This is a genomic window from Klebsiella grimontii (assembly GCF_900200035.1).
GTDB lineage: Bacteria > Pseudomonadota > Gammaproteobacteria > Enterobacterales > Enterobacteriaceae > Klebsiella > Klebsiella grimontii.
Window position 1 is genome coordinate 770,420 of record NZ_FZTC01000015.1, and the last position, 17,533, is coordinate 787,952.

General features: G+C 60.0%; 14 protein-coding genes. 8 read left to right on the top strand and 6 right to left on the bottom strand.

Annotation, left to right across the window (positions count from 1 at the left end):
• Window positions 1–36 precede the first annotated feature (36 nt).
• From hutU to KOSB73_RS11445, 3 genes are all read left to right on the top strand, one after another.
• Window positions 37–1,725 (top strand): urocanate hydratase, encoded by a 1,689-nt coding sequence (gene hutU, locus KOSB73_RS31145; protein ID WP_098140515.1) that lies wholly within the window; start codon window positions 37–39, stop codon window positions 1,723–1,725.
• A complete protein-coding gene (gene hutH, locus KOSB73_RS11440) occupies window positions 1,722–3,245 on the top strand; it encodes a histidine ammonia-lyase (RefSeq protein ID WP_082237408.1) in 1,524 nt (507 codons plus the stop codon). The genes hutU and hutH overlap by 4 nt, the downstream gene beginning before the upstream one ends.
• Window positions 3,246–3,345: 100 nt before the next feature.
• Entirely contained in the window at window positions 3,346–4,725 is a 1,380-nt protein-coding gene (locus tag KOSB73_RS11445) for an amino acid permease (RefSeq protein ID WP_049086687.1), read from the top strand.
• A gap of 104 nt (window positions 4,726–4,829) precedes the next feature.
• On the opposite strand, the gene KOSB73_RS11450 is transcribed toward KOSB73_RS11445, so the two are convergent.
• Window positions 4,830–5,306 carry a kinase inhibitor gene (locus KOSB73_RS11450; protein ID WP_004132457.1) on the bottom strand — a complete coding sequence of 159 codons (477 nt, stop codon included), beginning with the start codon at window positions 5,304–5,306 and terminating at the stop codon, window positions 4,830–4,832.
• A gap of 69 nt (window positions 5,307–5,375) precedes the next feature.
• On the bottom strand, window positions 5,376–6,665 hold the full coding sequence (gene bioA / locus KOSB73_RS11455; protein WP_049086706.1) for an adenosylmethionine--8-amino-7-oxononanoate transaminase: 1,290 nt from the start codon (window positions 6,663–6,665) through the stop codon (window positions 5,376–5,378).
• An 85-nt stretch (window positions 6,666–6,750) separates the two neighbouring features.
• Between bioA and bioB the strand changes: the two genes are divergently transcribed.
• The 4 genes from bioB to bioD are packed head-to-tail and all read left to right on the top strand — an operon-like array spanning window position 6,751 to window position 10,399.
• Window positions 6,751–7,791, top strand: a complete 1,041-nt coding sequence (gene bioB, locus KOSB73_RS11460; protein ID WP_024360145.1) for a biotin synthase BioB — start codon at window positions 6,751–6,753, stop codon at window positions 7,789–7,791.
• The gene (gene bioF / locus KOSB73_RS11465; protein WP_098140516.1) at window positions 7,788–8,945 is read left to right on the top strand and encodes an 8-amino-7-oxononanoate synthase; all 1,158 of its coding nucleotides are present in this window, start codon (window positions 7,788–7,790) and stop codon (window positions 8,943–8,945) included. Before bioB ends, bioF begins: the two co-directional genes overlap by 4 nt.
• Window positions 8,929–9,684 carry a malonyl-ACP O-methyltransferase BioC gene (gene bioC / locus KOSB73_RS11470; RefSeq protein ID WP_024360143.1) on the top strand — a complete coding sequence of 252 codons (756 nt, stop codon included), beginning with the start codon at window positions 8,929–8,931 and terminating at the stop codon, window positions 9,682–9,684. Before bioF ends, bioC begins: the two co-directional genes overlap by 17 nt.
• Window positions 9,677–10,399, top strand: a complete 723-nt coding sequence (bioD, locus tag KOSB73_RS11475) for a dethiobiotin synthase (RefSeq protein ID WP_004135266.1) — start codon at window positions 9,677–9,679, stop codon at window positions 10,397–10,399. Before bioC ends, bioD begins: the two co-directional genes overlap by 8 nt.
• Here the strand turns inward: bioD and KOSB73_RS11480 are convergent.
• Window positions 10,341–11,063, bottom strand: coding sequence for an ABC transporter ATP-binding protein (locus KOSB73_RS11480; protein ID WP_004135264.1), 723 nt, complete (start codon window positions 11,061–11,063; stop codon window positions 10,341–10,343). The two genes, bioD and KOSB73_RS11480, sit on opposite strands and share 59 nt — an antisense overlap.
• A 701-nt stretch (window positions 11,064–11,764) precedes the next feature.
• Here KOSB73_RS11480 and uvrB point away from each other — a divergent pair.
• Window positions 11,765–13,780 carry an excinuclease ABC subunit UvrB gene (gene uvrB, locus KOSB73_RS11485; RefSeq protein WP_098140517.1) on the top strand — a complete coding sequence of 672 codons (2,016 nt, stop codon included), beginning with the start codon at window positions 11,765–11,767 and terminating at the stop codon, window positions 13,778–13,780.
• A gap of 301 nt (window positions 13,781–14,081) precedes the next feature.
• On the opposite strand, the gene pmrB is transcribed toward uvrB, so the two are convergent.
• The 3 genes from pmrB to eptA are packed head-to-tail and all read right to left on the bottom strand — an operon-like array spanning window position 14,082 to window position 17,495.
• Entirely contained in the window at window positions 14,082–15,179 is a 1,098-nt protein-coding gene (pmrB, locus tag KOSB73_RS11495) for a two-component system sensor histidine kinase PmrB (protein WP_098140518.1), read from the bottom strand.
• 4 nt (window positions 15,180–15,183) lie between these two features.
• Window positions 15,184–15,855, bottom strand: coding sequence for a two-component system response regulator PmrA (gene pmrA, locus KOSB73_RS11500; RefSeq protein WP_004135258.1), 672 nt, complete (start codon window positions 15,853–15,855; stop codon window positions 15,184–15,186).
• On the bottom strand, window positions 15,852–17,495 hold the full coding sequence (gene eptA / locus KOSB73_RS11505; RefSeq protein ID WP_049130062.1) for a phosphoethanolamine transferase EptA: 1,644 nt from the start codon (window positions 17,493–17,495) through the stop codon (window positions 15,852–15,854). Before eptA ends, pmrA begins: the two co-directional genes overlap by 4 nt.
• Window positions 17,496–17,533 lie beyond the last annotated feature (38 nt).

Below are 17,533 nucleotides of genomic sequence, written 5' to 3' on the forward strand. Positions count from 1 at the left end.
TACGTACACAACGTTAATTGTCAGGAGAAAACCCCGATGTCGCAAAGCAAATACCGCCAGCAGGACGTCCGTGCACCGCGTGGCACGACGCTAAATGCGAAGAGCTGGCTGACCGAAGCTCCGCTGCGTATGCTCATGAATAACCTCGATTCGGATGTCGCCGAAAACCCGCATGAGCTGGTGGTGTACGGCGGTATCGGGCGCGCGGCGCGCAACTGGGAATGCTACGACGCCATCGTGAAGGCGCTGAAAAACCTGGAGAGCGACGAAACCCTGCTGGTGCAGTCCGGTAAGCCGGTGGGCGTATTCAAAACCCATGAAAATTCGCCGCGGGTGCTGATCGCCAACTCCAACCTGGTGCCGCACTGGGCAACCTGGGAACACTTTAACGAACTGGATGCTAAAGGGCTGGCGATGTACGGTCAGATGACCGCCGGCAGCTGGATCTATATCGGCAGCCAGGGCATCGTGCAGGGCACCTATGAAACCTTCGTTGAAGCCGGGCGCCAGCACTACCAGGGCAGCCTGAAGGGGCGCTGGGTATTAACAGCAGGTCTGGGCGGCATGGGCGGCGCGCAGCCGCTGGCCGCGACCTTAGCGGGCGCCTGCTCGCTGAATATTGAATGCCAGCAGAGCCGTATCGATTTCCGCCTGCGTACCCGCTACGTTGACGAACAGGCGACGTCGCTGGATGACGCTCTGGCGCGCATCAAAAAATACACCGCCGAAGGCCGGGCGATCTCAATCGCCCTGTGCGGCAACGCGGCCGACATCGTGCCGGAAATGGTCAAGCGCGGCGTGCGCCCGGATATGGTGACCGATCAGACCAGCGCCCACGACCCGCTGCACGGCTATTTGCCGAAAGGCTGGAGCTGGGAAGAGTACCAGGCTAAAGCCGAGTCGGACCCGCAGGGCACTATCCTGGCGGCGAAGCGCTCAATGGCTGACCACGTTCAGGCGATGCTGGCTTTCCACGACATGGGCGTGCCGACGTTTGACTACGGGAATAACATTCGCCAGATGGCCCAGGAGATGGGCGTTGACAACGCGTTTGCTTTCCCCGGTTTTGTACCCGCCTATATCCGCCCGCTGTTCTGCCGCGGCATCGGCCCGTTCCGCTGGGTGGCCCTGTCCGGCGACCCGCAGGACATCTATAAAACCGACGCTAAAGTGAAAGAGATTGTTAAAGACGATAAGCACCTGCACCACTGGCTGGATATGGCGCGCGAGCGTATCAGCTTCCAGGGACTACCGGCGCGTATCTGCTGGGTAGGCCTCGAGTGGCGGCAGAAGCTGGGGCTGGCGTTTAACGAAATGGTGCGCAGCGGCGAACTCTCCGCGCCTATTGTCATTGGCCGCGACCACCTTGACTCCGGCTCCGTCGCCAGCCCGAACCGCGAAACGGAAGCGATGCGCGATGGTTCCGACGCCGTTTCCGACTGGCCGCTGCTCAACGCTTTGCTTAACACCGCCAGCGGCGCGACCTGGGTGTCGCTGCACCACGGCGGCGGGGTAGGGATGGGCTTTTCGCAGCACTCCGGCATGGTTATCGTCTGCGACGGTACCGATGAAGCGGCGGCGCGTATCGCCCGGGTGCTGCACAACGATCCGGCGACCGGCGTGATGCGCCATGCCGATGCGGGTTACGATATCGCGATTGAGTGCGCGACAGAACAAGGTTTGAATCTTCCGATGGTGGCAGCAACGCAGGGGCACGCTAAATGAACGCTTTAACACTGATTCCGGGTCAACTCAGCCTGTCGCAGCTGCGCGACGTCTACAGTCAGCCACTAAAGCTCGCCCTCGACGAAAGCGCGTTCGCGGCGATTGATGACAGCGTCGCCTGCGTTAACGCCATTCTGGCGGAAGGCCGCACCGCCTACGGCATCAACACCGGTTTTGGCCTGCTGGCGCAAACCCGCATCTCTACCGAAGACCTGGAAAACCTGCAGCGCTCGCTGGTGCTGTCGCACGCGGCGGGAGTAGGCGATCCGCTGGATGACGACCTCGCGCGTCTGATTATGGTGCTGAAAATTAACAGCCTGTCGCGCGGTTTTTCCGGGATTCGCCTGAGCGTGATCCAGGCGCTGATTGGCCTGGTCAACGCGGGCGTGACGCCGTGGATCCCAGCGAAGGGATCGGTCGGCGCGTCCGGCGATCTCGCGCCGCTGGCGCATATGTCCTTAACCCTGCTTGGCGAAGGGAAAGCGCGGGTGCGCGGCGGGGAGTGGCTGCCGGCGACGGAAGCGCTGCGTCAGGCGGGGCTTGAGCCGATTACTCTGGCGGCGAAAGAGGGGTTGGCGCTGCTCAACGGCACCCAGGCCTCGACGGCGTTTGCCCTGCGCGGCCTGTTCGAAGCCGAAGATCTATTCTCTTCCGCGGTGGTCTGCGGGGCGTTAACCACCGAGGCGGCGCTCGGGTCGCGCCGGCCGTTTGACCCGCGCATTCATGAAGCGCGCGGCCAGCGCGGGCAGATTGACGCCGCGGCGCTCTATCGCCATCTGCTGACCGACGACAGCGCTATTTCCCAGTCGCACCATAACTGCACCAAGGTGCAGGACCCGTATTCTCTGCGCTGTCAGCCGCAGGTGATGGGGGCCTGCCTGACCCAGCTTCGCCAGGCGGCGGAGGTGCTGCTGGTGGAAGCCAACGCGGTATCCGACAACCCGCTGGTATTTGCCAGCGAGAATGACGTGATTTCCGGCGGTAACTTCCACGCCGAACCGGTGGCGATGGCGGCGGATAATATCGCGCTGGCGATTGCCGAGATCGGCTCGCTCTCCGAGCGCCGCATCGCCCTGATGATGGACAGCCATATGTCGCAGCTGCCGCCGTTCCTCGTGAAAAACGGCGGCGTCAACTCCGGCTTTATGATTGCCCAGGTGACGGCGGCGGCGCTGGCCAGCGAGAACAAAGCGCTGTCGCATCCGCACAGCGTGGACAGTCTGCCGACCTCCGCCAACCAGGAGGACCACGTTTCCATGGCGCCAGCCGCCGGGCGTCGCCTGTGGGCGATGGCGGAAAATACCCGCGGCGTGCTGGCCGTTGAGTGGCTGGCTTCCGTACAGGGGCTGGATATGCGCGAAGGCCTGACCAGTAGCCCTCTGCTGGAAGAGGCGCGGCACCTGCTGCGCGAACGGGTGACCCATTACACCGAGGATCGTTTCTTCGCCCCGGATATCGAAAACGCCATTGCGCTTCTGGCGGCGCGTCATCTGACGCGGCTGCTGCCCGCCGTGCTCTAAACCATCGCTGTTCTCTGTACCCGCGCCGGGAGGATCGCTTCTTCCCGGCCGCCCTACACGCATATTTGTCGTCGTATAAAAACTATCAGGACACTTGCATATGCAACAACAAAACAAGCCACACCTGCTGCGCGGGCTGAACGCCCGGCACATTCGTTTTATCGCGCTCGGCTCCGCCATCGGTACCGGGCTGTTTTACGGCTCGGCATCGGCGATCAAAGCCGCGGGTCCGGCGGTACTGCTGGCCTATCTGATCGGCGGCGCGGCGGTGTTTATCGTGATGCGCGCGCTGGGGGAAATGGCGGTGCGTAACCCCGTTTCCGGCTCCTTCAGCAGCTACGCGCGCCAGTATCTTGGCCCGCTGGCGGGGTTTATCACCGGCTGGACCTACACTTTTGAAATGGTGATCGTCGCCCTCGCGGACGTTACCGCTTTCGGCATCTATATGGGGCTGTGGTATCCCGATGTTCCGCGCTGGATCTGGGTGCTGAGCATTATCTTTTTTATCGGCGCCATGAACCTGTGCAGCGTGCGCGTTTTTGGCGAGATGGAGTTCTGGCTGTCGTTGATTAAAGTGGTGGCGATTATCGCCATGATTGTGGCGGGCGGCAGCATTATTTTCTTCGGGTTCGGTAACGCTTTCCCGGCAACCGGGCTGGAGAACCTATGGAGCCACGGCGGCTTTGCCCCTAACGGCTGGGAGGGGATTATTGCCTCGCTCGGTATCGTGATGTTCGCCTTTGGCGGCGTCGAGATTATCGGCGTGACCGCGGCGGAAGCGAAGAATCCGCAGAAGGTGATCCCGCAGGCGATCAACACTATCCCGCTGCGTATCGTGCTGTTCTATGTCTGCACCCTGGCCATTCTGATGGCGATATTCCCGTGGAACAGCTTCGGCGAGCGGGGCAGTCCGTTCGTGCTGATTTTTGATGGTCTGGGTATTCCAGCGGCGGCCACCATCCTGAATATCATCGTCATCAGCGCCAGTATTTCGGCGATCAACAGCGATATTTTCGGCGCGGGGCGCATGATGTACGGTATGGCGAAAGAGGGGCTGGCGCCGAAGAGCTTCCAGCGTATCGCCAGCAACGGCGTGCCGTGGATGACGGTGGTGGTGATGGGCGTGGCGCTGCTGGCGGCGGTGGTGCTGAACTACCTGATGCCGGAGCAGGTGTTTGTGCTGATTGCCTCACTGGCGGCCTTCGCGACGGTATGGGTCTGGGTGATGATCCTGCTGGCTCACTTTGCGATGCGTCGCGGCCTGTCCGCTGAAGAGCGCGGCAATATCGCGTTCCCGGTGCCGTTGTGGCCGGTTGCCCCGCTGCTGACGCTGCTGTTTATGGGGCTGGTCATCGCGGTGCTGGGAATGGTGGAGGAGACGCGGATTGCGCTGATCGCCGGTCTGGTATGGCTTGGACTGCTGACGGCGGTGTGGTTTGCGCGGGTGCGCAAAAACGCCGTGCTGGCGGTAACAGAGTAGTTATTGTTTTGGTTTTCCCGGGTTGCGGCTGACGCCTTACCCGGGCTACCAAATCGCACTCACCTGTAGCCTGGATAAGGCGTTTACGCCGCAATCCGGGATCGTTAGCTAAACAGGGCGGTAATCGATGCGCTGCCGAGGCTGTGGAAATGGACGTTAAAGCCGACCATCGCGCCGCTTGCGCCCTCATCGACGGCAATCTTTTCGACGTCCAGCGCGTGGACGGTAAAGATATAGCGATGGGTCTCGCCCTTTGGCGGCGCCGCGCCGCCGTATCCGGCCTGGCCAAAATCGGTGCGGGTCTGAATCGCTTCTTCGGGCAGTTCCGCCTGTCCGGAGCCCGCCCCCTGCGGTAGCACGCGGGTATCGGCCGGCAGGTTGGCCACCACCCAGTGCCACCAGCCGGAGCCGGTCGGCGCATCGGGATCGAAACAGGTCACCACAAAGCTTTTGGTTCCGGCCGGGACATCGTCCCACGCCAGATGCGGCGAAATATTATCGCCATCGTAGCCCATGCCGTTGAAGACATGACGATTGGGCAGCTTCTCGCCATCCTGCAAATCATGACTGATTAATTTCATCGTCTTTCCTCGCATTAATTCACTGATTAGCAAAGAAGTGTAGCGCGTGAGCCGCGCCTTTACCGTCTCTTATTCGCTAAAAAATGTTTCATCCTGAACAGCGATGTTAACCGCCCGCGTCAGGCGGCTCAGCTGCTCCGGCGTAATGATGTACGGCGGCATCAGGTAGATCAGGCGACCGAACGGGCGGATCCACACGCCTTGCTCGACGAAAAAGCGCTGCAGGGCGGCCATGTTGACCGATCGATGCGTCTCGACCACGCCAATCGCTCCCAGTACCCGCACGTCGGCAACCTGCTCTGATTCGCGCGCCGGCGCCAGCTCGGCGTTGAGCTGCGCTTCAATGGCCGCCACCTGCTGCAGCCATTCGCCGCTTTCCAGCAGGCGCAGGCTCTCGGTCGCCACCGCGCAGGCCAGCGGGTTGCCCATAAAGGTCGGGCCGTGCATAAAGCAGCCGGCTTGACCGTCGCTGATGGTTGCCGCCACCTGACGGGTGGTGAGGGTGGCGGAGAGCGTCATGGTGCCGCCGGTCAGCGCTTTGCCGAGGCACAGAATATCCGCCGCGATACCCGCGTGCTCGCAGGCGAACAGCTTACCCGTCCGGCCAAAGCCGGTGGCAATCTCATCGGCAATCAGCAGAATGCCTTCGCGATCGCACATCTTGCGGATCCGCCTGAGCCATTCGGGATGGTACATCCGCATGCCGCCCGCGCCCTGGACAATCGGCTCGAGGATCACCGCGGCGATTTCATGACGATGGGCGGCCATCAGTCGGGCGAACGGCACGATATCCCGCTCATCCCACTCGCCGTCAAAGCGGCTTTGCGGCGCCGGGGCGAAGAGATTATCGGGTAAATAACCCTGCCACAGGCTGTGCATTGAGTTCGCCGGATCGCAGACCGACATCGCGCCGAAGGTATCGCCATGATAGCCGTTGCGGAAGGTGAGAAAGCGCCGGCGCGGGTCGCCCTTCGCCTGCCAGTACTGAAGCGCCATTTTCATCGCCACTTCAACGGCGACGGAACCGGAATCGGCGAGGAATACGCACTCAAGGCTTTCCGGCGTCATCGCCACCAGCTGGCGGCACAGGGCGATCGCGGGAGGGTGAACGATCCCGCCGAACATCACGTGCGACATCTGCTCAATCTGCGCTTTCATCGCCGCGTTCAGCCGCGGGTGGTTGTAGCCGTGAATGGCCGCCCACCAGGACGACATGCCGTCAACCAGCTGCCCGCCGTCGGCGAGGGTCAGCTCACAGCCGTGGGCGGCCACCACCGGATAGACCGGCAGCGGCGAAGTCATTGAAGTGTAAGGGTGCCAGATGTGGCGCCGATCGAAAGCGAGATCGTCCATTGTCATAATCGACTTGTAAACCATTTTGAAAACATTTAGGTTTACGAGTATAAACCGAACCGACAATTAACAAAACCCTTTGGAGAGGCTAATGGCTCACCACCCACGCTGGACAATGTCGCAAGTCACTGAGTTATTTAATAAACCATTTTTGGACCTGCTGTTTGAAGCGCAGCAGATCCATCGTCAGCACTTTGACCCGCGCCAGGTTCAGGTCAGCACGCTGCTGTCGATTAAAACCGGTGCCTGCCCGGAAGACTGCAAATACTGCCCGCAAAGCGCACGCTATAAAACCGGCCTTGAATCCGAACGCCTGATGGAAGTTGAACAGGTGCTGGAGTCGGCGCGACAGGCGAAACAAGCCGGTTCAACCCGCTTCTGCATGGGGGCGGCGTGGAAGAACCCTAACGACCGCGATATGCCGTATCTTGAGCAGATGGTGAAAGGGGTGAAAGCGCTGGGGCTGGAAGCCTGCATGACCCTCGGTACGCTCGACGATAGCCAGGCGCAGCGCCTGGCCGGCGCCGGTCTGGATTATTACAACCACAACCTTGATACCTCGCCGGAATTCTACGGCAATATCATCACCACCCGTACCTACCAGGAGCGCCTGGACACCCTCGACAAGGTGCGTGATGCCGGGATTAAAGTGTGCTCCGGCGGGATTGTCGGGCTTGGCGAAACGGTTAAAGACCGCGCCGGGCTGCTGCTGCAGCTGGCCAATCTGCCGACGCCGCCGGAAAGTGTGCCGATCAACATGCTGGTGAAGGTTAAAGGCACGCCGCTGGCGGACAACGACGACGTGGACGCTTTTGATTTTATCCGCACTATCGCCATTGCGCGCATCATGATGCCGACCTCGCACGTGCGCCTCTCCGCCGGGCGCGAACAGATGAACGAACAGACCCAGGCGCTGTGCTTTATGGCCGGAGCGAACTCGATTTTCTACGGCTGCAAGCTGCTGACCACGCCAAACCCGGAAGAGGACAAAGACCTGCAGTTGTTCCGCAAGCTGGGGATTAACCCGCAGCAGACCGCGGTGCTGGAAGGCGATAACGCCCAGCAGCAGCGCCTGGAGCAGGCGCTGATGAATCCGGATACCGAGGAATATTACAACGCGGCGGCGCTATGAGCTGGCAGCACCGCATCGAGCTGGCGCTGGAGGAGCGGCGGGCGGCGGATGCCTTGCGCAGTCGCCTGCCGGTGACGCTGGGCGCAGGACGCTGGCTCAGCCGCGAAGGACGGCGCTGGCTCAATTTTTCCAGCAACGATTATCTTGGCCTCAGCCAGCATCCGGCTATTGTCAAAGCCTGGCAGCAGGGCGCGGAGCGCTACGGCGTCGGCAGCGGCGGCTCCGGCCACGTCAGCGGCTATAGCGAGGCGCACCGCGCGCTGGAGGAGCAGCTGGCCGACTGGCTGGGCTATCCGCGCGCGCTGCTGTTTATTTCCGGCTTTGCCGCGAACCAGGCGGTGATTGCCGCGCTGGCGGGCAAAGAGGATCGGATTGTCGCCGACCGTCTCAGCCACGCGTCGCTGCTGGAAGCCGCCAGCCTGAGTCCGGCGCAGCTGCGGCGCTTTCAGCACAATGACTGCCGCCATCTTGACGAGTTGCTGGCGAAACCGCTTACCGGCCAGCAGCTGGTGGTGACCGAAGGCATTTTTAGCATGGACGGCGATAGCGCGCCGCTGGCGGAGGTGTGCCAGGCGGCGCGGGCCGCGGGCGCGCTTCTGCTGGTTGACGACGCGCACGGTATCGGCGCGCTCGGCGAAGAGGGGCGCGGCAGCTGCCATACGCAGCAGGTACGCCCGGATCTGCTTATCGTCACCTTCGGGAAAGCGTTCGGCGTCAGCGGCGCGGCGGTGCTGTGCAGCGAGGTGCTGGCGGATTATCTGCTGCAGTTTGCCCGCCATCTGATTTACAGCACCGCCATGCCCCCGGCGCAGGCGGTGGCGCTGAGCGCCGCGCTGGAGGTTATTCGCGGCGACGAGGGTCAGGAGCGGCGGGAAACGCTGGCCGGCCATATCGCCGACTTTCGCCGGGGAATGACCCGCTATCCCGGCGAACTCACCGATTCTGGCAGCGCGATTCAGCCGCTGATTGTCGGCGACAACGCCCGCGCGCTGCGGCTGGCCGCCCGCCTGCGCGAGGAAGGCTGCTGGGCGACGGCAATCCGCCCGCCGACGGTCCCCGTCGGCAGCGCGCGGCTGCGCCTGACGCTGACCGCCGCGCATAAATCCGCCGATATCGCCCGCCTGCTGGAGGTGCTGCATGACGGCGGTGAATAAGCGCGCCATCGCGGCGGCGTTTGGCCGCGCGGCGGGGCATTACACCCAGCACGACGAATTACAGCGTCTAAGCGCCTCTCTGCTGCTGGAACAGCTCGATATCAAGACCTTTCCTGAAGTGCTGGACGCGGGCTGCGGCCCCGGTAGCGTAAGCCGTTTCTGGCGCGATGCAGGGAGCCGGGTGACGGCGCTGGATCTTTCCGTCGACATGCTGGCGGAAGCCCGCCGCGGAAACTGCGCGCACCGCTACGTCGAGGGCGACATCGAAGCGCTCCCGCTGGCGGACGGCAGCGTTGACCTGGCGTGGAGCAACCTTGCGGTTCAGTGGTGCGACAATCTCGCTACCGCCATTGATGAGCTGTCCCGGGTGGTACGCCCCGGCGGGCGCGTCGCGTTTAGTACGCTGCTGTCTGGTTCATTGCCGGAGCTCAATCAGGCCTGGCGAGCCATCGATGCGCGGCCGCACGCCAACCGTTTTCTCAGCGAGCAGGCGGTGCGTCAGGCGCTGGCCGGTCGCCGCGCCAGCGGCCACGTCCACGCCATCACGCTGCCGTTTGCCGACGCGCTCAGCGCGATGCGCTCGCTTAAAGGCATTGGCGCGACCCATCTACACCACGGGCGCGGCGCAGCTACGCTCAGCCGCGGCAAGCTGCGGCAGCTTCAGCTCGCCTGGCCGCAGCAGCAGGGCCAGTGTCCGCTGACGTATCATCTTTTCACAGGAGTTATCGAACGTGATTAAACGTTTTTTCGTTACCGGTACCGACACCGAAGTGGGTAAAACCGTCGCCAGCTGCGCTCTGCTGCAGGCGGCCAACCGCGAAGGATTTAAGAGCGCGGGCTACAAACCGGTGGCTTCCGGCAGCGAATATACGCCGCAGGGGCTGCGCAACGAGGATGCGCTGGCTTTACAGCGCAATAGCCGGGTGGCGCTACGCTACGAGCAGGTCAACCCGTTTACCTTTGCTGAGCCGACGTCACCGCATATTATCAGCGCTGAAGAAGGGAGGCCGATCGACGCCGCCGCGATCTCTACAGGCCTGCGCGGTCTGGAAGCGCTGTCTGACTGGCTGCTGGTGGAAGGGGCGGGGGGCTGGTTTACGCCGCTTTCGCAGACGCTGACCTTTGCCGATTGGGTACGGGAAGAGCGGCTGCCGGTGATTTTAGTGGTTGGCGTTAAGTTGGGGTGCATCAACCATGCGATGCTTACCGCTCAGGCGGTGCTTCAGGCCGGGCTGCCGCTGGCGGGTTGGATAGCCAATGATATCCAGCCGCCGGGCAGGCGCCACTCTGAGTATCTGGCGACGCTGAAGCGCGTACTGCCCGCGCCGTTGCTCGGCGAGATCCCGTGGCTGGCGAATGCGGTTCAGCGTGAGGATCTGGGGCAGTATCTCGACCTCAGCGCGCTGGATCGGGCGTCATCCACTTCGCCAGCAGCGGAGTATCCAGCTGGTTAACGTCGCCCTGAGCGACGCTGCGTCCGCAGTGCAGTAGACAGAAACGATCCGCCACCCGGCGAATAAACGGCAGATGCTGTTCGGCGATCAGCACCGTCAGGCCAATATCGCGGTTCAGGCGCATCAGTAAATCCCCGAGCTTGTGCAGGAAACGCTGGCCGCCGCCGCGCGAAGGCTCGTCGAGGATCAGCAGGCGCGGGCGGGTTATCAGCGCTCTCGCCAGCGCCAGCTGGTACTGGTCGTCGGCGGTCAGGGTAATCCCTTTACTTTGCCGCAGAGCGTACAGCTCGGGAAACAGATCGTAAATCTCTCCGGCGACCGCTGACGCCGGTTCGCCGCCCGCCGCGAGGGCGATATGCAGATTTTCCTCGACGCTCAGCTGCGAAAAGATCCGTTTATCCTGCGGGACGTAGCCAATGCCGATGGCGCTGCGCGACTGCGCGGAGAGCGGCATCAGGTCATAGGGCGCCGATCCGCCGTCCTGCCAGGTCATACTGCCGCTGGCCACCGGCAGATGGCCGGTAATGCAGTTGACGAGCGTGGTTTTACCCATCCCCTGAAGCCCCATTACGCAGGTGCATTTACCGGGCCTGAGCTCGAGGTCGACATTCCACAGCGTGTGCTGGCTTCCGTAATAGTGATTCACGGCACGTAGACTCAACATAGACGTTTTCTCCTTTCCTGGGATAGCAGGCGACAAGAAGATTCTGCAAATCTCTTGCCAGGAAAAAGAACTCTCGGTATTTGCTGGTCTATACAGGTGCTGCCGGGCGAAAGCGGTTCGACCTTGCACTTTCCCGGTGCCCGCGCGCTGAAATGTGGTGCAAAAAATCTCGCTGCTCTTCGTCGATAAACAGCAAAAAAAATTCAATTAATTTTTTTCGCGACGGTTTTTGCCGAGGCGATCGGTTTTGTGCGGGTAGCACGGGTCATGGGCTGCAGACAGTTATCCACTATTCCTGTGGATAACCTTGTGCATTAGAGTTAGAAAACTTGCGGTAAGCTAGAGAGTACGCGGCCTGCGGGCGAATTGGCGCGAAACCCGTCTTTTATTAAATTATATTTAATATCAATTGATTAGATAAAAGCAATGCCTGTAAGAAAAGTGTCACCGGCTGCCATAAAACATTCATCCTCTCGCTTGACAAATGTTAAATGACAATACTTTTTGGGGATAACCCTACAGAGTGGCGGATTATCCCGTAAAGCGCTTTTTATTTGCCCATGTTGGCGGTAAAAAGCGCGAATTAGCCCGGATACGATAATAGGGTACTGGCTTTATATCCAGTATTTTTTATTGGCAAAAGCTGAGCTGACGAGTAGAATTAAACACCTGCCATTCAACCCTTCTTCAGGTTCTGATTGATGAGTAAACCGTTCAAGCTGCATTCTGCTTTCCGTCCCTCCGGCGACCAGCCGGAAGCCATTCGTCGCCTGGAAGAGGGGCTGGAAGATGGCCTGGCGCATCAAACGCTGCTCGGGGTAACCGGCTCAGGTAAAACGTTTACTATCGCCAACGTTATTGCTGACCTGCAGCGCCCGACGATGGTGCTGGCGCCGAACAAAACCCTGGCGGCGCAGCTTTACGGCGAGATGAAAGAGTTCTTCCAGGAGAACGCGGTGGAGTATTTCGTCTCCTACTACGACTACTACCAGCCGGAAGCCTACGTACCAAGCTCGGACACCTTCATCGAGAAAGATGCGTCGGTGAACGAACACATTGAACAGATGCGTCTGTCGGCGACCAAAGCCCTGCTGGAGCGTCGCGACGTGGTGGTGGTGGCGTCGGTCTCCGCTATTTACGGCCTGGGCGACCCGGACCTCTATCTGAAGATGATGCTGCACCTGACGGTGGGCATGATCATTGACCAGCGCGCTATCTTGCGCCGCCTGGCCGAGCTGCAGTATACCCGCAACGATCAGGCCTTCCAGCGCGGTACCTTCCGCGTGCGCGGCGAAGTGATTGATATCTTCCCGGCGGAATCTGACGACGTCGCGCTGCGCGTTGAGCTGTTCGATGAGGAAGTTGAGCGCCTGTCGCTATTCGATCCGCTGACCGGTCATATCGAGTCGACGATCCCGCGCTTCACCGTCTACCCGAAGACCCACTACGTCACCCCGCGCGAGCGCATCGTCCAGGCGATGGAAGAGATTAAAGTGGAACTGGCGGAGCGGCGTAAGGTGCTGCTGGAGAACAACAAGCTGCTGGAAGAGCAGCGTCTAAGCCAGCGTACGCAGTTCGACCTCGAAATGATGAACGAGCTGGGCTACTGTTCGGGGATTGAAAACTACTCGCGCTACCTGTCGGGCCGCGGCCCGGGCGAGCCGCCGCCGACGCTGTTTGACTACCTGCCGGCCGATGGTCTGCTGGTGATCGATGAATCCCACGTAACGATCCCGCAAATCGGCGGCATGTACCGCGGGGACCGGGCGCGTAAAGAGACGCTGGTGGAGTATGGTTTCCGTCTGCCGTCGGCGCTCGATAACCGGCCAATGAAGTTTGAAGAGTTTGAGGCCCTGGCGCCGCAAACGATCTACGTTTCGGCGACGCCGGGGGCCTATGAACTGGATAAATCCGGCGACGAGGTGGTGGACCAGGTTGTTCGCCCGACGGGGCTGCTGGATCCGATCATCGAGGTGCGTCCGGTAGGCACCCAGGTCGACGACCTGCTCTCGGAAATTCGCCTCCGCACCGCGATCAACGAGCGCGTGCTGGTCACGACGCTGACCAAACGGATGGCGGAAGATTTAACCGAATATCTGGAAGAGCACGGCGAGCGGGTTCGCTACCTGCACTCGGACATCGACACCGTGGAGCGCATGGAGATTATCCGCGACCTGCGCCTCGGCGAGTTTGACGTGCTGGTGGGCATCAACCTGCTGCGTGAAGGTTTGGATATGCCGGAAGTCTCGCTGGTGGCGATCCTGGACGCCGATAAAGAAGGCTTCCTGCGCTCTGAACGCTCGCTGATTCAGACCATTGGCCGCGCGGCGCGCAACATCAACGGTAAAGCGATTCTCTACGGCGATAAAATCACCCCGTCGATGGCGAAAGCGATCGGTGAAACCGAGCGCCGCCGTGAGAAGCAGCAGGCGTATAACGAAGAGCACGGCATTGTTCCGCAGGGGCTCAACAAGAAAGTGGTCGATATTCTGGCGCTCGGTCAGAATATCGCGAAAACCAAAACCAAGGGGCGCGGCAAGTCCCGCTCTCCGGTTGAGGCGGATACGGTCGCCCTCACGCCGAAGGCGCTTCAGCAGAAGATTCACGAACTGGAAGGGCAGATGATGCAGCACGCGCAGAACCTGGAGTTCGAAGAGGCGGCGCAAATTCGCGACCAGCTTCACCAGCTGCGCGAGCTGTTTATCGCCGCGTCGTAGCGGAGTTATCGCCGGGCCTTACGGTCTTCGGGGTGATGGACAGGATGTGTTTTTCGTAGGTCGGAAAAGGCGTTAGCCGCCACCCGACAGAAAAGCGAGCACATGCGTCAAAACGAGGTGGCCAGAACGCTTTGGTTATTTATTGCCCCTCTGCCGTGATTTTCCGTGATGCTTAATGTTGGCTTAATCTTGTTTGGCGAAACTATCCTCACTTTACTGAGGATAGCGCCATGCAAAAATTAACCTTCCGCGAATACCTGGCAGTCACCTGCGCGTTTGTTATCGTCGTTGCCTTTTTCCATCAGTGGGTGCTGACGTTCTGACGCGAAGCTTTAGGGAAGAGTACCCAGGCGCGAACGCCGGGGCCGGGCTGACGGTTATGTAAAAAGAACTGCGCGTCGTGCAGCTGGGCGATGCGGGTGACGATGCTTAACCCAAGACCAATACCGCCGTAGCGGCTGTCCATGCGAACGAACGCTTTGCTTAATTCACCGCTTTTCGCCTCATCGATTCCCGGGCCTTCGTCTTCGACCGCCAGAATTGGCGTTGGGCCGGGCGCTATCGACACTTTAATCGTCGACCCCGTCGGGCTATAGCGATGGGCGTTTTCCACCAGATTGCGCAGGATCACCTGCACCAGCGTGGCGTCGCCCGAAACCACCGCTTCACCCTCTTTATCACTGAACACCAGCTTCTGCTGGCGCTGTTGCAGCATCGTCTCGAGCTCGTCCTGCAGCGGCTCGAAAACATCCTCTTTTAGCGCAACCTGCTGATAGCTACCGGCGGAGAATGACTGGCCGACGCGCGCCAGCTGAAGCAGTTGAGTAATGCTGTTGGTCATTTGATCGAGACGCTGTATCAGCGGAGCCACGTTAACGCCGTGCACTTTCGCCAGCAGCTCCAGGTGCAGCCGCAGCCCGGCCAGCGGCGTGCGCAGCTCATGGGCGACGTCGGCGGTAAACAGGCGCTCGCGATCGAGGGTTAAATTCAGGCGGGATACCAGCTGATTGATCGCGGTGGTCACTGCGGTCACTTCAGGAACCGATTCTTTCAGCGCGATAGGCTGCAGATTATCCGGGGTACGGCTTTCCAGCTCGAGCTGCAGTCGGGAAAGCGGCCTGGTGATTTTTTTAACCGCCAGCAGGGAAATATACAGCGCCAGGCCAATAATCAGCAGGCTCGGGATCAGCAGGCTGGCTACCGCTTCGCGAACCTCATGCTCAATATGCTTCTGATTGTTATGCCCTTCGATGGCGCTGGCGACCAGCAGCTGTATCTGTTCCTGGCTTTCATGCCACAGCCAGAACACGCTGATCAACTGGCACACCGCCAGGATTGCGCCAATTGTCAGCAGCAGCCGATGACGCATGGTCCAGTTTTCACTGACAAAAAAAGCCATAGCGTTATTCCGTCTCCGCGTTATCAACCAGCATATAGCCAAAGCCCCGGACGGTGCGGATGCGTGATTTGCCGACCTTATCGCGCAGATTATGGATATGCACCTCCAGCGTATTGGTGGCCGGTTCGTTGTCCCAGCTGTAAATGTCGTTATAGAGAATTTCGCGATGCACCGGGCTGCCCGCCTTCATCATCAGACGAGAAAGCAGGGCGTACTCTTTGGGGGTTAAATCCAGAGACTGCTCGCCGAGCCAGACCAGCCGCCGGGTGACGTTCAGGCGTAAATTGCCGACGGTCAGTTCGTTATCGCCCTGATTATTGTGACGACGCAGCAGGGCGCGAATACGGGCGTTAAGCTCTTCCAGCGCAAACGGCTTAACCAGGTAGTCATCCGCGCCGGTATCCAGACCGCTGATGCGGTCATCAACGGTATCACGGGCGGTGAGGATCAGCACCGGCTGGCTGAATTTTTCCCGCCGCATACGCGCCAGGAAGTGCAGGCCGTCCTCATCCGGCAGGCCGAGGTCGAGGACCACCAGGCTATAGTGATTGCTGGCCAGAGAGAGCGCGGCTTCGTGGGCGGTTGACACGCCGTCGCAGACGTAGCCCTCGCTTTGCATCGCCAGGATTAATCCCTGTAACAGGAGCGCATCGTCTTCAATGACTAAAATTTTCATCGGCCTGCCTCTCTACATGGCGTTAAAATATCGTCTGTTGCCTGGTATTCGCGGGTGCTGACCCCGAGCAGACCGAGCAGGGTGGAGAAGAGATTATCCTGCGAATACGCTTGCGTTTTCGCTTTCTGCTGCAAGCACTGGCTGGAGACGCCATAGCGCTGTTGATAATCCGCGGACAGCCACAGCAGCATCGGGACGTGTTTTTGCGTCTCCGGCGCGATGGACCACGGCAGCCCGTGCAAATATACCCCATCCTCGCCAAGCGACTCGCCGTGATCCGACAGATACACCAGGCTGGTGGTGAATTTATCCTGCTTTGACTGCAGTAATTTTATCGCTTTGTCGACCACATAATCGACATACAAAATCGTATTGTCGTAGGTATTGGTGAGCTGCTGCTGGGTACAGCTCTGAATTTCGTTGGTATCGCAGGTCGGCGTAAACTGTTTAAACTGCGCCGGATAGCGATTGTAGTAGGTCGGACCGTGGCTGCCGATGGTGTGCAGAACGATAATTCCGTCCTGCTGAAGATTGTCGATATAGCTATCCAGGTTATGGAATAGCACCTCATCGTAGCACTCGCCGTCGATGCACTGGCCGCTCAGCTTGAGATCGGTGACGTTCTGATGCGGCACCCGGTCACAGGCCCCTTTGCAGCCGCCGTCGTTATCATTCCACTGCACCTGAATTCCCGCCCGCTGCAGGATATCCAGCACGCCTTCCTGGTGGTGCGCCAGCTCTTCATCATAGTGGGCGCGTGGCATATTAGAGAACATGCACGGTACGGAAACCGCAGTCGCGGTGCCGCAAGAGGTCGTATCGGGGAAATAGATAACATTATCCTGTTTCAGGCGCGGGTTGGTCTCGCGGGCGTAGCCGTTCAGGGAAAAGTTGGCCGCCCTTGAGGTTTCGCCTAATACCACGATGGTCAGGTTTTTCCGCGGTCCGCTGCGCATCACCGGTTTCTGAACCGCGTCTTCGCCAATTTTGACCAGCGGAAGATTGTCCATTCTGTTATGCGCATACCATGAATTCACCGCCACAATGCTGTTTGACGGGCTCAGGGACTTCACCAGCTCTTTGTTATTGCGAAACAGCGAGGCGTAATCCTTATAAAAAAATGCCGCGACCAGAATAATCAGCAGCGCTGAAACCACGATGCTCGCCAGCCGTATCGCCACGCTGCGCCACAGGGTTGCCGGTTTGCGGATTTTAACCCACCAGGCCGCGACCACCGCCAGAACGCCGGTGAGACCCAGTATCAGGACCATTCTGCCGGAGAGAAGCGCAAAGCTTTCGGCGGGCGTGGTATCGAGGATATTGGTGATCATCGCCCGATCGATAATCACCCCGAAGGTCCAGATAAAATACTGGGCCGAGGCGCTAAGCAAAATAAACAGGCTGATGACGAGGCGGTCAAGCTTCAGGAACGACGCTATCGTGGTGATGATATTCATCACGCTGATGGCCACAATCGGCATACTGAGGAACACCAGCCAGTTGTGCAGACCGTTGACCGGCAGCAGGGTAAACGCCTGGCGATAGAAAGCGATATTCAGCACCAGACCGATATAGCTGGCGAAAAGAATCAAATAGACCGTACGGTTAAGCATTGGCCGGCGTAAAGAAAATAACGACATAGCGAACGTCCACATAAAGAGATGTTCGCTATGCTGCC